At 57.4% G+C, this 14,997-nt stretch carries 14 protein-coding genes; 5 read left to right on the top strand and 9 right to left on the bottom strand.

All coding sequences use genetic code 11. The features are described 5' to 3' along the window. Positions 1–107 precede the first annotated feature (107 nt). Both L6439_RS06155 and asd read left to right on the top strand, forming a co-directional pair. Positions 108–1,196: a YheC/YheD family endospore coat-associated protein gene (locus L6439_RS06155; protein WP_213468856.1), complete on the top strand. Its 1,089-nt coding sequence runs from the start codon at positions 108–110 to the stop codon at positions 1,194–1,196. 162 nt (positions 1,197–1,358) lie between these two features. After that, complete coding sequence (gene asd / locus L6439_RS06150; protein WP_168179482.1) at positions 1,359–2,177, top strand: archaetidylserine decarboxylase; 819 nt, start codon at positions 1,359–1,361, stop codon at positions 2,175–2,177. A gap of 76 nt (positions 2,178–2,253) precedes the next feature. Here asd and L6439_RS06145 read toward each other — a convergent pair whose 3' ends face one another. Beyond that, entirely contained in the window at positions 2,254–3,039 is a 786-nt protein-coding gene (locus tag L6439_RS06145) for a helix-turn-helix domain-containing protein (protein ID WP_168179483.1), read from the bottom strand. Positions 3,040–3,286: 247 nt separating this feature from the next. On the opposite strand from L6439_RS06145, the gene L6439_RS06140 reads away from it, so the two are divergent. Both L6439_RS06140 and L6439_RS06135 read left to right on the top strand, forming a co-directional pair. Further along, the gene (locus L6439_RS06140; protein ID WP_168179484.1) at positions 3,287–4,582 is read left to right on the top strand and encodes an aminotransferase class I/II-fold pyridoxal phosphate-dependent enzyme; all 1,296 of its coding nucleotides are present in this window, start codon (positions 3,287–3,289) and stop codon (positions 4,580–4,582) included. A gap of 81 nt (positions 4,583–4,663) precedes the next feature. After that, a complete protein-coding gene (locus L6439_RS06135; RefSeq protein ID WP_213468855.1) occupies positions 4,664–5,611 on the top strand; it encodes a Gfo/Idh/MocA family protein in 948 nt (315 codons plus the stop codon). A gap of 135 nt (positions 5,612–5,746) precedes the next feature. Here the strand turns inward: L6439_RS06135 and L6439_RS06130 are convergent, their stop codons facing one another. The 4 genes from L6439_RS06130 to L6439_RS06115 form a co-directional block, all read right to left on the bottom strand. Next, positions 5,747–6,568, bottom strand: coding sequence for a pyruvate, water dikinase regulatory protein (locus L6439_RS06130; protein ID WP_168179486.1), 822 nt, complete (start codon positions 6,566–6,568; stop codon positions 5,747–5,749). 23 nt (positions 6,569–6,591) lie between these two features. Then, positions 6,592–7,245 (bottom strand): helix-turn-helix transcriptional regulator, encoded by a 654-nt coding sequence (locus L6439_RS06125; protein ID WP_168179487.1) that lies wholly within the window; start codon positions 7,243–7,245, stop codon positions 6,592–6,594. A gap of 115 nt (positions 7,246–7,360) precedes the next feature. Then, on the bottom strand, positions 7,361–8,257 hold the full coding sequence (locus L6439_RS06120; protein WP_168179488.1) for a phosphoenolpyruvate protein kinase: 897 nt from the start codon (positions 8,255–8,257) through the stop codon (positions 7,361–7,363). Next, positions 8,247–8,420 (bottom strand): GapA-binding peptide SR1P, encoded by a 174-nt coding sequence (locus L6439_RS06115; RefSeq protein WP_168179489.1) that lies wholly within the window; start codon positions 8,418–8,420, stop codon positions 8,247–8,249. Before L6439_RS06115 ends, L6439_RS06120 begins: the two co-directional genes overlap by 11 nt. 253 nt (positions 8,421–8,673) lie before the next feature. Here L6439_RS06115 and glpX point away from each other — a divergent pair, with 253 nt between their 5' ends. Next, the gene (gene glpX, locus L6439_RS06110; protein WP_168179490.1) at positions 8,674–9,693 is read left to right on the top strand and encodes a class II fructose-bisphosphatase; all 1,020 of its coding nucleotides are present in this window, start codon (positions 8,674–8,676) and stop codon (positions 9,691–9,693) included. A 78-nt stretch (positions 9,694–9,771) separates the two neighbouring features. Here glpX and L6439_RS06105 read toward each other — a convergent pair whose 3' ends face one another. From L6439_RS06105 to L6439_RS06090, 4 genes are all read right to left on the bottom strand, one after another. Further along, the gene (locus L6439_RS06105) at positions 9,772–11,025 is read right to left on the bottom strand and encodes an ABC transporter permease (RefSeq protein WP_168179491.1); all 1,254 of its coding nucleotides are present in this window, start codon (positions 11,023–11,025) and stop codon (positions 9,772–9,774) included. Beyond that, entirely contained in the window at positions 11,013–11,795 is a 783-nt protein-coding gene (locus L6439_RS06100; protein WP_168179492.1) for an ABC transporter ATP-binding protein, read from the bottom strand. The genes L6439_RS06105 and L6439_RS06100 overlap by 13 nt, the downstream gene beginning before the upstream one ends. A 186-nt stretch (positions 11,796–11,981) precedes the next feature. Beyond that, positions 11,982–13,370, bottom strand: a complete 1,389-nt coding sequence (locus L6439_RS06095; protein ID WP_237096763.1) for an ABC transporter substrate-binding protein — start codon at positions 13,368–13,370, stop codon at positions 11,982–11,984. 121 nt (positions 13,371–13,491) lie between these two features. Further along, entirely contained in the window at positions 13,492–14,898 is a 1,407-nt protein-coding gene (locus L6439_RS06090) for an ABC transporter substrate-binding protein (RefSeq protein WP_168179493.1), read from the bottom strand. Positions 14,899–14,997 lie beyond the last annotated feature (99 nt).

Raw genomic sequence — 14,997 nt, 5'->3', positions numbered from 1 at the left:
TTGGACTAACATCCGTCTACACTCGTCCATGCGTTGCTGAAGGGGCGTTCATACAATACACCAGCGACAGCGAGTCAGTGGATCAGTAGTTCAGAGGAGGTGCTTCCATGGCAGATAACCGCATCGGCATCCTGTTCAATTCGAACATGCTGCGGGGAATGCTGCGGAACAAGACAGGGCATGAAGCCATTGCCTTCTACGAGGAAGCCGGGAGGCGCCATGGCGTCATTCCCTGCTTCATGCGCGTGGAAGATGTGAACGTGAGGAAGATGGAGGCCGTTGCATATATAAGAGAAAGTACGGGTTACGCGAGACGGCGCATCCCCGTCCCGTCCGTCATTCATAACCGGGCTATCTATTTCCGTGCCGGGGCGCATGCACGAGTCCGGTCGCTAGTGAACCGCGGTACGGTTATTTACAATCAGGTGAATCGATATGGAAAATGGAAGCTCCACGTGCTGCTCCAGCAGGATCCGGCACTCGTGTCTCATTTGCCGATTACGTCCCCTGCCCGTCCGGGCACCATCGCGGCAATGATGGATAAATGCGGCGCTGTCGTGCTGAAGCCGGACAACAACAGTGTCGGACGCGGCATTATGAAGCTGGAGCGCGGCAGGACCGGCTGGACTATCGTCTATTCCAGACGAACGGCCGGCGGATCGAGAAAGTGGCGGAAGGCGAACCTCCCGGGCGGAAGGCTTCCGCGGTTCGTGATGGCGCAGCTGCAGCGGACTCCCTATCTTGTGCAAGAGCTGCTTCCGCTCGCCCAGTACCACGATCGTCCCTTTGATTTGCGTGTCTCTGTTCAACGCGACGGAAGCAGAGAGTGGCAAATCACCGGAATCGTCGGCCGGGTTGCGCCCCGGCATACCTTCGTTACCAACGTGGCGCAGGGAGGGACGGTGCATCGGCTCGATGAGCTTGTTGCGGCTGCTTTGCCGCATTGCTCCGTCGCGGAGGTGGTGGAACGCGTCAGCGTCTTCTCTCTGCATATCGTGAACCGCCTTTCCCGCAGCCTGAGCCACCTGGCGGATGTCGGACTCGATGTCGGGTTGACGTCCGACGGCAAGCCGTTATTCATTGAATGCAACGGACGCGATCAGCGCTACAGCTTCCGCGAGGCGGGACTGCACGACATCTGGGAGGCCACTTACTGCAATCCCATCGCTTACGGAGCTTCTTTCCTGGATAGCTAGCCAAGCGGCATCGTATGGATTATCATATTGAAAAAACAGGCGTTCTGTGTCAAGATAGTCCAAAGAAGAGCGGTTTGCGCTCTGTTCTGCGGAATACAAATATACAGGGCGCCTGTCCCGCTCCATGGAGAATGGGCACCTGCCACTAGGTGATGAACAATCATGAAGAAACGATGGATGCGCCTGCTGACCGAATTGTCCTCGCGCAAATGGGTATCGCGTACAGCCGGGCGCGCGGCAAGCTCGGGATGGAGCCGCCGATGGATTCCTTCCTTTGCCAAGGCCTATAACATACAAGTAGACGAGGCGGAGAAGCCGATGTCTGAATACCGCACGCTGAACGAATTCTTCACCCGCCGCCTGAAGCCGGGGATGCGGCCGCTTGCTGCCGGCGAGGATACTTTGCTTAGCCCGGTGGACGCGGTGATTACCGGGATGGGACCGATACGGCAAGGTACGATCCTCAATGTCAAGGGCCAGGATTATACGTTGGACGAGCTGCTTCACCGTTCGCCCTACCAGCAGAAATATATGCAAGGCTACTACTTCGTGCTCTATCTCAGCCCGACGGACTACCACCGCATTCATTCGCCGGTCACCGGCAAGCTGGTAGAGAGCGAGCACGTCCCGGGCCGGGTATATCCGGTGAATGACTTCGGGCTGCGCCACATGCCCCGCGTGCTGAGCCGCAATGAGCGGCTCATTACGTATCTTCGCCATGCGCATGGCGAAGTATCGGTCGTGAAGGTCGGCGCGCTGAACGTAAGCAGCATCCACTATACGGACGGGGCGCCGCTTCCCGCTTACGAGCGGGGGCAGGAACTCGCCTACTTCGCTTTCGGCTCCACCGTTGTTCTCTTGATGGAAAACGGCACATTCGAGCCGCGAAGCGGCTTGGCCGTCGGATCCGCCGTGAAGATGGGAGAAGGCTTGGGGCAGCTTCAGGACGCAAGGACCCGCCCGCGGACAGGAGAAGCGTAAGATGTCCGCAACCACAAGGAAGGCCGCTTATCGGCGAACGCAGGAACGTTCGCGATAAGCGGCCTTTTTCGTTTCGTCATCGTATTTCGGAAGGGCTTCGACCTGTGTACTGCTTGAACTGTCTGCTGAAAAAAAAGATATCCCGGTATCCGAGCGCATCCGCCACTTCCGTGACATTCATCCCTGCATGGTGCAGCAGATGCTCTGCCCGTTCAATGCGGGAACGGATAATATACGTTTGCACGGAGGTACCGATCAGTTCTTTGAATTTGACCGAGAAGTAACGCGGCGACAATTGGGCGCGCTGCGCCAAATCCTGAATACGGTGATTGGCTCCCGGATTTTGCCGGATATAGTTGGCAATCTCATGAATCGCCTCGGACAGATGATAGCTTGTCTTCCGCTCTCCGGTTCCTTCGCGATCGATGCGCAACAGGTGAATCATCAGCTGCTTGAGAACCAGCTTCGCCTCTTCCTCCGCCCCGTAGGAGCGGGACAGGAACAAGCGCACGTAACGGGCGAGGAGATGCTCAAAATCGACGGTCTCCGCCAGAACGCGGTACGGCTGAGGGATTTCGTCCACGGGACCTTCCACGTCAAAATGGATGTACGTCAGGGTCAGCGGCTTCTGCGCATTGTGGGAAGCGACCGTATGATCGCCCGGCCGGAAGAGGAAACAGCTGCCTTTGGTGAGATGATACGAGACATCATTCAACTGCAGTTCTCCTTCTCCGTTCCATACATAAAAGAGGTCATAATTCGGCATCGCCTTCTCGCGCTTATGCCATTTCCAGTTCGGCTCGCATGTAATCTTCGCGCAAGCCGGCTTGATGACGTACCGGTTCGGTTCGGCGTTCAACACGGATGGTTCCTCCCTCCTTCCCGGATTCCATTCGGGAACTCTCTATCGTAGTGAATATGCGGCACCTTATTCAACGCCTCTTATCATTTGCACTATTCTACTACAAATCGCTTCGACTGCACAATCATGCGGGCCGCGGATCTTTCGTCCCGAACGGGATATCTTCGTCCTGACCCGTGACGAAAGCGGAAATTTGATGATATAATAGGAAAAATCAATTTAGAATGATGTTGGAAGGATGGACGAAATGAACCCACTGGCTCAGCAATTGAATGACACGATTCAAAGAGACAACCCGAACATTCACGCCATGCTTTCGCGCCTCGGCCGCCAGATCTATTTCCCGAAGGAGGGCATTTTAAGCCAGTCCGCAGAAGCGGGGAGCAAGGCGAAGCAATTCAACGCGACGATTGGCATCGCGACGGAAGGCGGTATTCCGATGCACCTGGACGTCATCCAGGAGACGCTGTCGGCCTACAACCCGAAGGATATCTATCCGTATGCGCCCCCGGCCGGCAAGCCGGAGCTTCGCAAGCTGTGGAAGGAGAAGATGATCAAGGAGAATCCCTCTCTTGCCGACAAGCACATCAGCATGCCGATCGCGACCAATGCGCTGACGCACGGATTAAGCATTGTCGCCGATTTGTTCGCCGAGGAAGGCGACGTCGTCATTATGCCGGATAAAAATTGGGAGAACTATGAGCTGACCTTCAACATCCGCCGCGGCGCCGAGATGGTCTACTATCCGCTGTACGACGACAACTGGAAGTTCAATAGCGCCGGGCTGCGCGATGCGCTGTTCGCCCATCGCGACAAGGGCAAAGCTATCGTCGTGCTGAACTTCCCGAACAATCCGACCGGGTATACGCCGGGCCGGGAAGAGGGCCAAGCGATCGTCAAGGCCATTCTTGAGGCCGCGGAAGCAGGCATGCGCCTCGTTGTCGTAACGGATGACGCTTATTTCGGCTTGTTCTTCGAAGATTCGATGCATGAGTCTCTCTTCTCGTCCCTCGCCTCCCTGCATCCGAACGTGCTGCCGGTCAAGGTGGATGGAGCGACCAAGGAAGAATATGTATGGGGCTTCCGTGTCGGCTTCATTACCTATGCGGCAGAGTCGGATGCGCTGCTGGCGGCGTTGGAGCAGAAGACGATGGGCATCATTCGGGCTACCATTTCCAGCGGTCCCCACCCTTCCCAGACCTTCGTCCTGCGCGCCCTGCAATCGCCGGAATTCGAAGCGCAGAAGCAGGAGAAGTACCGCATTATGAAGGCGCGGGCGAACAAGGTCAAAGCGCTGCTCGACAGCGGGAAATACGGGGATGTATGGAGCTACTATCCGTTCAATTCCGGTTATTTCATGTGCCTCAAGCTGAACACCGTGCCTGCGGAGAAGCTTCGCACCCATCTGCTCGACGCCTATGGCGTCGGAACGATCGCGCTTGGCGACACCGACCTGCGGGTTGCCTTCTCTTGCATCGAGGAAGCGGATCTCGAGAAGCTGTTCGACACGATTTATCAAGGCGTGCTTGATATTAGCCAATAGAGACTGCGCGGCTTGCGCAGATACAGAAGAAGCCGGCAGCCGATATGCTGCCGGCTTCGGCATGCAAGGAGGAGCATCAAGATGAGAGTACCCCGGATTGGCATCGTCGGTTTGGGAAGCATTGCGCAGAAGGCCTATTTGCCGGTGCTCAGCCGCGCCGAGAAATGGACCCTCGCCGGCGCGTATACGCCGAACGAAGCGAAGCGGCTGGCCGTATGCGCCCAGCATCGGATTGCGCCGTATTCGAGCATCGGACGCCTCGCCGAAGAGTGCGACGCCATGTTCGTTCACAGCTCGACGGCTTCCCATTACGAGATTGTAGCCGAACTGCTCCGGCGCGGCATCGATGTCTATGTCGACAAACCGCTTGCCGCCACGCTCGGGCAGGCGGAGGCATTGGCGGAGCTGAGCGAGAGGCTGGGCCGCACGCTGATGGTCGGCTTCAACCGCAGGTTCGCCCCGCGCTATGAAGTGCTGGCATCAGAGGCGGAACATGCCTCCTGGATCCGGATCGAGAAGCACCGGGCCGGCAAGGTGAAGCCTGTTCCTTACCTGGACACGCTGCTGGACGATTATATCCACGTCATCGATCTCGTGCGCCATTTCAGCCGCGCATCCGGTGAAGCGCTGCGTTGGACAGGACGAGTTCATATTAACTCGCAAGGGCATTTGCTCGATGTTCATCATCTATTCGCGCCAGCCTCCGGCAAAGGCCCGCCCATCTTTGCAGCCATGCACCGCCAGGCTGGCATTGATGTGGAGCTGGTCGAACGGATTGGACCCGGGGCCACTCACCGGGTACGCAATCTGTCCGAGCTGACCGTTGAGGAGAACGGAGCCAGCCGCATCGAATCTGCCGGTTCTTGGACTTCCGTGGCGAAGATTCGAGGCTTCGAGGATGCGGTTCTCCACTTTATCGGCTGCATCACCCACGGCGGCCGCCCCCTTACCGATGGCCGGGAAGCCTGCGAGACCCAGGCGCTTGTACACGCCCTGGCCGCCGAAGCGGTCGTCGCGGACGAGGAGTGAAGAACCGCTTCCGGTAACGGAGTAACCGTGCGAAGGGCCCCCCATTTTCGCAGTTGTTCGGCAAGCTAAGCTGTAAAAAGCACGATGGGGCTGTCTCAAAGCAGCGAAAAATCCGCTTATGAGACAGCCCCTCCGTTATGAAGACGGAAGCAGCCGGATAATGGCGTTCGCCGTCTCTTCTATCGCTTTGTCGGATACATCGAAAACATGGCAATTCCATTTGTCGGCCAGCATGGCGGCATAATCCAGCTCCTCCTGTATCCGCTCCGCGGAGCAATACATAGAGCTATGCGGAAGGCCCAGATTCTTCAGCCGCTCTTCCCGGATGCGAAGCAGCCGCTCAGCCGGCATCGTCAGCATGAAGATGCGCTCGCCGGGCATTCGGTATATTTCCTGCGGAGGCTTCACTTCCGGCGATAACGGTATATTGGCGACTTTGTAGCCCTTGTGGCTCAAGAAGACGCTCAACGGAGTCTTCGAGGTGCGGGAAGGGCCGATCAGCACGATATCCGCTTCGGCAATCGCCGTCGTATCCTTACCGTCATCGCATTTGACCGTGAATTCGATGGCCTCCATGCGGCGAAAATAATCATCATCCATCGTATGGAGCAACCCCGGCTGACGCTTCGGAGAGTCGTTGAACGTATCGATGAATGCTTGCATCATCGGTCCCATAATATCGACCGCTCGCACGCCGAGCCGAATCGCCTCTTCCTTCATCATTTCCCGTAGCTCGGGCTGCACCAGCGTATAGGCGACGAAGCCGCCTTCGCGGCTCACCTGCTCCATCAACGCTCTGATTTCATCCTCTTGCTTCACATGGCTCTTCCGTTGAATAATAATTTCCTGCCCATGGAATTGTCGTGCTGCCGCCCGTACGACGGATTCAGCGGTATCTCCCAGCGAATCGGAGCATACCGTCACAATGTATGGAGATTGTTGGCTCGATTCTCCCATGCTTGCGCTTCCCCTTCCTTCCTTTACCTGCCCTTCATCTGGCGAAGAAATACTTTCAGGATCGTCGTCTTGGATATCCGTCCAACGACTTCCCATTTGTCGTTGGACGCATCTCCGCGCTGTACAACGACAGGCAGCGTATCGATATCATGCTCGTCCAGCTTTTTGGCGGCCTCGATAATCGAATCCTCGGGCTTCACGGTAATCAGCGGCGTGCGCGTCATGACGAAGCTGACCGGCATCGTTCCCGCCACCGCATTGCCGAGCGTTACCTTCAACAGATCTTTTCTCGAGACGACGCCAAGCAGCATCCCCTCGTCATCAGCTACAATCAGGCTTCCTACATTCTCCAAAAATAACGTGACTACGGCATCATGAACAGTGGAAGTGTCCCGGACGATGATGGGCATGCTCTGTACGTCCTGTACTCGAATGTTCAATGGCTCGCTAGGAGCGCCTGCCGTAATGTTTCCCGGGAAATAACCGACCTTCGGCTTGGCATCCAAATACCCCAGCATGACAAGCACGGAAAGATCGGATCGAATCGTCGGCCTGCTGATCCCGAGCTGCTCTGCGATCTGCTCGCCGGTAATCGGCGCGGATCGTTGCACGAGCTGTACGATCTCTGATTGGCGCGGCGTGAGTTGAATGGCGCATCCCCCCTTTTCCTTCGACAAAATTCATGTTCATGCGCATCTTCAGTCCCTACATTGTACTGCAATTCGGCGGCTTCCATCAATCCCCAACAGAAGAGACGATCTTCGCCGCAGGGCAGGAAGATCGTCTCTATTCTCAATAAGGGGAGAAGGAACATCTCCATACGATATCGGCTTCCGCAATCCGCTCATCTTCATATCCCCCCGCTTCATCGCCCGTAATCCAGAGGCCGACTAACGGACCGCTTCGCTTGGCCGTCTCTCCCATAATCTGCTCGGCGGCAGACCGGGCCATGCGGACATGCTTATCCCATGCGTCCGGATGAGACCGGAGCATGACGGTGACATGAGCTTTGCTGCCGGTCCGGTAACAGCGATCGACCGCCCGGAACAGCGCCTCGGCCTGCATGTCTATCCAATCCGGCACGGCGTCCGAGATGAACGCCGGCTTCCGGTCCTCGTCGGCGAGATGCCATTCCTTCCAACGGCGCAGCACGAACCACTGCTGATTCAGCTTATCAGGACTGCGCCCTTCCGATTCGGCGGCCAGACGCTGCAGCACTTCCATCCGCTGCTCAATATCCGTCAGGCTCGGCAGCGCTTCCTTCAAGCGGGCATCCGCCAGAACGATATATAGGTGCACGGGGCGGGATGATGAAGCCGTCTTGATGAAAGACTCATATTCCGACGTCATGAACGGAACCAGCTTGTTAAGCGCGGCGTCTTGCTCAGGCGCGTTGGCTGCCTGCAGCACCTCCCTTACCAGCCGGATTCGTTCCGGCGTCAAGAGCGGCTCCGCGCCCGCGGTGAGCAAGATGTCGGCGGCTTCCTGGCTGAGCGCCATTTGAATGTCTGAACGCTTCCAGCAGCGCGTGACCGTTCGGCTGAACGCCGCTCTCTGCCCTGATCTGTCTTCATCCCATAGGTGTCCCCACGCGGAACCGGTGCGGCGAATGAGACGAAAATACGTTGCCTGCCCGCCCTCGCTCCATTCCGCTTCCTGATGCCATGCCGGCTGCGCACTAGACTTCAAGGTGCTGTACCTCTCTTTCCTGCGCCGCATCCTCGTGACAGCCATGTGATTTGCAGTCCATGTAATAGACCGTTACCCGCTCCGTATCCTGTTCTGCGATAAACCGGTTGCATTGTTTGCATAGAATAACGCCCAATAACGGCTTGCATTGGGTTTGTTCCATCACACATCCACCTCTCCTCAGTCATCGTGGCGGGTATCCTAACGCGATGCATTATGGTGTCATTAATGACGGTGATCGCGGAAGCATCTGGCTGATACCCTATAAATATGACGGCATAATCCATCATATTCTTGCAACAATTCGTTTGACTGGACAAAATAACGGATTGCTTTTCCATATTATATATCATATTATTTAATAACACACAATATTTAATTATTTAATACGTCATAATCAGGAGTGGTGAACAAGTATGGATCGACAATTAAGTCTGGAATGTGTTCGCGTGACCGAAGCGGCGGCCCTGGCATCGGCGCAATGGATTGGCAGGGGGCGTTCCGATGAGGCGGATGACGCGGCGACCCGCATGATGCGCAGCATGTTCGCTTCGGTTCCGATTCGAGGTACGGTGGTGATCGGTGAAGGGGAAATGGACGAGGCGCCGATGCTCGCCATCGGAGAATCGGTCGGATCCGGGGAAGGCTCGGAAGCGGATGTCGCGGTAGACCCCGTCGAAGGAACGGAATTGGTAGCCAAAGGATTGAACGGAGCGTTGTCCGTCATCGCGGTAGCCGACCGGGGGCAATTGCTCCATGCGCCCGATATGTATATGCGCAAGCTGGCCTGCGGCCCGCGGCTTAGAGGCCATCTCCATCTGGATGATCCGCTCGAATGGACCGTGCGGAAGGCAGCCACCGTCTTGGGGCGCGATGTATCGGAGTTGACGGTGTCCATTCTCGATCGGGAGCGTCATGCCGACGAGATCGCCGCCCTGCGGCGCGCCGGCGTCCGGCTGAAGCTGCTCGAGGCGGGCGATGTGGCAGGTGCGCTGGCCACGGCCTTCACGGAGTCCGGCGTCGATCTCTATGTCGGCTCGGGCGGCGCCCCGGAAGGCGTCCTGGCCGCAGCCGCTCTGCGCTGCATGGGCGGAGAAATGCAGGCTCGACTTATGCCGGCCGACGAAGAGGAATGGAACCGGTGCCTCGCGATGGGAGTTCATCCGCCCGATCGGCTGCTGCATACGGAGGATCTGTGCGGGCGCGGCGACGTCATCTTCGCGGCGACCGGGATCACGCCGGGGGATGTGCTGCAAGGAGTGCGGAACACGTCGGGCAATTACGCGGAGACGCACTCGCTCGTCCTGCGTTCGAAGACCGGAACTCTGCGCTTCGTCCGCACGCTGCACGCGATGGATCCCTGCTCTTTGCAGCCGGATGCCGCTGTCCCGGAGGTCGCGTCTGCCTCGGCAGACAGACGCTCCGATGCGATGTAGATACCGGCGTTCTGCTTCCGTCATCCACGAAGAAGGGTATCCTGCGGCCTCGAGCGCTGGATACCCTTCTTCTCGTCTCTATGCTTCCTCATCGTCCGCTCGCCGCTTGGCGCGCTTGAGCCGGAACAACAGCACGAGCGCGAATCCGCCCGCCGCGGCGGCTCCCTTGAAGCTCCAAGCCGCAGCTCCCAGCCAGATCGGGATCAGCAGAACGATGGCGCAGATTAGATGGATGGCGGTGCTCATTCGCAGCGCGGCTTCGTGCCGGGCGTGAGCAGGCAGCGGATAAATGCTCCGCATGACGTCATGCCGGTGATACGTGAACAAGGTATGAAGCTGGGCTCCGATCACGAGCAGGAACAGCCCGTAGGCCGCGGCGCTCCAGACGGAATCCCGGACCCACAATAAGGCGAGCAGGCCGATGACGACGAGCCGCATCAGAATGCCCAGCAGCTCGCTGCGGGCGAATGTCTTCGCCAGCATATAACGGTCAGCCGCTTGGGGCCGATAAGCATGACGGTCGCCGAACCGCTTCAGCCAAGGCCGCATATGCCGGCGTTCTTCCGTGACGGCGATGTCGACGAAGTTCGAGAGGAACAGAAAGACCCGGCTCGCATGAACCCGCTCCGCCTCGATGTGGCGTTCCCATGGAAAACGGAGCCTGCTCCGGGTAACCGTCCAGCCGATATAGCCTAGTCCCGCAGCTCCCGTAATCAGCGCCGCCGCCGGAACGCTGAGCCACAGCCAGCTCGCCATGGATCCCCAGACCCAAGCATAGCGAAGCCATCGGCTCGCTCTGCGGATGGACGGATCGCTCATCTGCCGTTCTCCCCAGCTTCCGACGGCAACGACGCTCTTCAGCAGCAAGATGACGGCCAGCATCAGCGCAAAATGCTTCGCTTCCGGGTCCGCCCGATGGTATAACGGCCACAGCACGGTCCATACCATCAGCGGCAGCAGCATTCTCGGGATGAGACTGTAGCGGATGCTCCGCTTCATGTAACCGCCGAGCCGCCCTTCCAACCGCAGCAGGAAGACCAGATCCGGCGGCTCCAGGAACGTGCGGTAGGTCATGTAAGCCGTCGCCGGAGCGACCAGAAGCAGCACCAGCTCGCGTACCGGGAAGCCGGGCGGAATGTGCTCCAGATAGTTGGCGTAAAATGCCGTCCCGGTTATAAATCCCAAGACGAGCACAACGGCCAGGCCGCTCTGTGCGACATACCCTAAATAAGGAATGACCTGCCTCCAAAACCGCTGCCGGCGCTCCTCCCATAACCGGCCGGCGTCGAACGGAGCGGTTCCGTCCGCTTCCCGGGGGGTTATCCGTTCCATGGACGCTCACCGCCCTCCTGCGCTTCGGTCACCCACGTATAGAAGAGATCCTCCAGCCGCTCTTCGGCAGGCCGGCCGGAGTGGCCGCTCCACTGCTTCCGCAGCTCCTCCTGGCTGCCCGCGCCAAGCACTCTTCCTTGATGCAGCAGGACGAAGCCGTCGCAATAATGCTCGATCGTGGACAAAATATGCGAGCTGACGAGCAGCGCCGCCCCTTCTTCCTTGACGCTCTTCATATATTGAAGCAGCGAACGGATGCCGAGCGGATCAAGGCCAAGGAACGGCTCGTCAATGATATAGAGCGGAGGGCGAACCGCAAATGCGCACATCAGCATCGTCTTCTGCTTCATGCCCTTGGATAGATGCTGAGCCGCCTTATCCAGATGCGGCTCCATCTGGAACAACTGCGCGAGCTCGGCCGCCCGCTGCTCGAATCGTTCCTTGTCCACCCCATAAGCGGTGGCCGTCCAGACCAGATGCTCACGCACGGTCAAGGCGTCATACAGCAGCGGGGTCTCGGGAACGTACGCCAATGCCGCCCGGTACTGCTCCGGCGCTTCCGCCAGCGTACGTCCCTGAAGCGTTACCTTGCCGGACTGCGGTTCAAGCAGCCCGAGAATATGCTTCATCGTCGTGCTCTTCCCGGCGCCGTTCAGCCCGATCAATCCGATCATCTGGCCGGCTTCGACCGTGAAGTTAATATCGTGGAGAACGGGTCTGCCGACACTGTAGCCGCCGGTCAACCTTTCAATATGTAATAAAGATTCCATATATCGTCACCTCACCGCCTATTATACCGAACACGGAGAGGGGATGCGAATGGAACGGCATCATCCGGCCGCTGACAGAAGCTTCATCTGCAGCTTCGGCTCGGGGCACGATTCTTTAGTCCGGGGCTACAGCTCGGGACACGCTCTTTAGCGCGGGGATGCCACGATATCCCGCTGCCTGGCTCCTTACACGCCTTCGGCCGCCCCTTCCTGGTCCTCTTGCGGCGCCGAGCCTGCGTCTTCGCCGCTCTTCTGCCTCGCGGCCTCCCGCTTCATCTCCGCCGCCTTCCGCGCTTGCTTCAGCGCCTCATTGCCTTCGCGTTCGATGGCAGCGGCCGCTTCTTCGACCGTTTTCTTGCCGTCAGCGACCGCCATAATTTCTCGCTCCAGCAGGTCATACATGGAAGGGAAGAATGAGCTCGGAATGTCGCGTTCCGATTCGCCCCAGAGTCCCCATTTTCCTTTTGGCTTCAGCATATATAATGCCTCGATGTTCTTTCCGTCCACTTCGGTGAAGAACTCGCTTCTTGCCGGAAGTCCCCTGCCCAGCGTCCGCGATTCCTCCTTCGCCTTTTCCGGGCCGTTCACATGCTTCACGAATTCCCAGGCTGCCCGCTTGTTCGGGGAATCCGCCGGAATCGCGAAGATCGTGGCCGGTCTAATAGGAGGCGACACGTCCGGGAATTGCGGATCGACGGGGACGGTCACGACGCCCCAATCGATTTTTTGTGCGTCCTTATCATATTGGGGCCGGTTGCGCAGATCCGTGAAGAAGAAGAAGTTGCCGATGACCATCGCGGCTTTGCCGCGAAAGAACGGCGAATCCGTGAGCATGGGAACGGGTGTATCCGAATCCGGCTTCGGAGTCGGAGCGTGAAGCGCATGGCTCCGGATGGCCCCGCTCACCATCTCCAGCACTTCCTTCCAGCCATCCGTATTGAAGATGACCTTCTCCCCCTTCGCATCGACGAGACGAAGCGACAATGTCTCCGCGATCTCATAGAACAACATGGCGGGCGAGGCGTACTGCTCGGACAAGCCATACAAGCTCTCCTCTCCGGAATCGATCGCCGCGAAGCGCTCCGACAATTCCAACAGCTCTTGCCAGGTCATCTTATTCCGCGGAGGCTCGATATGATGATCCCGGAACAGCTCGGCGTTATAGAAGACCGCCGCGGTATCCAGCGTCGGGGCGAGTCCGTATAACGAGCCGCCGCCGGTCTCCCGAAGCACATCGATGACCCCGGGCAAGTACCCATCGAGATCGAATGTCTCCTCGGCGATAATCGCATCCAGATTATACAGCTTGTCCTCCTGAATCAACTGCTCGAATTGGCCGTAATCACACATAATGACATCCGGCTTGTTTTTTTCGACGAACCTCATGAAGGCTTCCTGATAGCTGAGAGACAGCTCATCCATATCCTTATAGATCTCCTGGATGCTCACGACTTCGAACTGAATATTGGGATACTTGATATGAAACTGATTGCCGTATTCCTCATAAAATAACGCTTCGCTGTAAGACATGACCTTCAGCTTCCCCGCGCCGTCTTCCCCCAGCTCCTCCAGCACGGAAGTCTTGCATGCACCCGCCCAGCATAGCAATCACCGCTAGGAGCTGCAGGACGGACCTCCACTTTGTTGTCATTTCGCCTTCTCTCCTTCTGTCCCTCATCCTCTGCTAAGCGGCAGCTTATTTCTTCCCGGCCTGCTCCTTCGCTTTGGCCGCCTGCCGGGCCTCCTGAAGAGCTGCATTCCCCTCTGTCTCGATCACGGCCACGGCCTCCTCCGCGCTCTTTCCGTTCTCGACCATCGCCTTCAATTCCTTAATGATAATGGTCGAGAAGGTCATGCGGAATCTGTCCGGGATATTAACGCTCGTCCCCCCCCATAAGGAACCGCTCGATGCCTTCGGCCGCAGCATATAGAAGGGTTCCATGCTTTTGCCGTCCACTTCTTTCATCGCGTCCGCCCTAGTCGGCAGTTCGCCCCGGAAGGAACGGGAAGCGGCCTTCGCCATTTCCGGACCGTTCACGAACTTCACGAACTCCCAAGCCGCCCGCTTGTTCGGGGAATCGGCCGCGATCGCATAGATGGAACTCAACATGGTAAAGGCGGACTCCTCCGGCGCAGCCGGATCGACGGGCGCCGTCACAAAACCCCAATTGATCTTTTCACTGTCGCCGGCATACACCGCCTGATTCCGAAGATTGCTCATGAGCCAGCTCGATCCCAGTATCATCGCGACTTTGCCTTTGAAGAACTGCTCGGTCTGCAAATAATACATCGTATTTTCTTTTTCCGGCTCCAGTGAAGCTGTATAGATCCCCTTGTCGCGAATCGCCTTGGCTGTCAGTTCCATCGCTTCCTTCCAGCCGTCCGTGTTGAACGTGATCTTCTCTCCCTTCGCGTCGAACAACCGGAGCGACGAACTGAGTGCCACATTAAAAAGCATGGCGTCGGCTTGGCCGAACTCATCAGCCAAACCATAAATCTGATCGTCCCCGGAACCGAGGCCCGCGAAGCGGCTCGACAATTCGAGCAATTCTTTCCAGCTCATCTGATTGCGCGGCGGGTCAATATGATGTTCTCGGAACATATCGGCATTATAGTAGATGACCGAGGCATGAAAGTACGGAGCCAAGCCGTATAGCGAGCCGCCGCCGCGTTCCCGAAGCATATCGACGAGTCCGGGTATATATCCGTCCAGATCGAATTTCTCCTGCTCGATTACCGTGTCCAGATTGTACAGCTTCCCTTCCTGCACCAGCTTCTCGAAGCTGTCCGAACTCGTCATAATGACATCCGGCTTGTGCTTCTCGATAAATTTGAGATATTCCTCCTCATAGCTCGTCCCGTTTTCCTGCATATCCTGATAGATTGTCCCCGTGCTGATGACCTCGAACTCAATATTGGGATACTTCACATTGAAGTTGTTCCCGTAATCGCTATAAAAGCTGCCCTCGTCATAATAGAGTACTTTAATTTTCCCCTTGCCCTCGGAGTCCAACTCTTCAAGCGCGGGCTTCCCGCCGAAGCAGCCCCCCAGCAAAGAAATCACAGCAAGCATCAGTATGGAAACCTTCCATTTCCTTTTCATTCCGTTCTCCTCCTTTTCGTTACAAGAAGCAAGTATATCGGCGGTTCCCGCATCATTCAACCAAATAAAGGGAATCTTAATCAAATCGATAGGGGATGT

Source organism: Paenibacillus dendritiformis, from assembly GCF_021654795.1.
In the GTDB taxonomy this organism is placed as follows: domain Bacteria; phylum Bacillota; class Bacilli; order Paenibacillales; family Paenibacillaceae; genus Paenibacillus_B.
The sequence above is the reverse complement of the archived record's forward strand: the minus strand, read 5'-3'. Positions and strand labels throughout refer to the sequence as shown.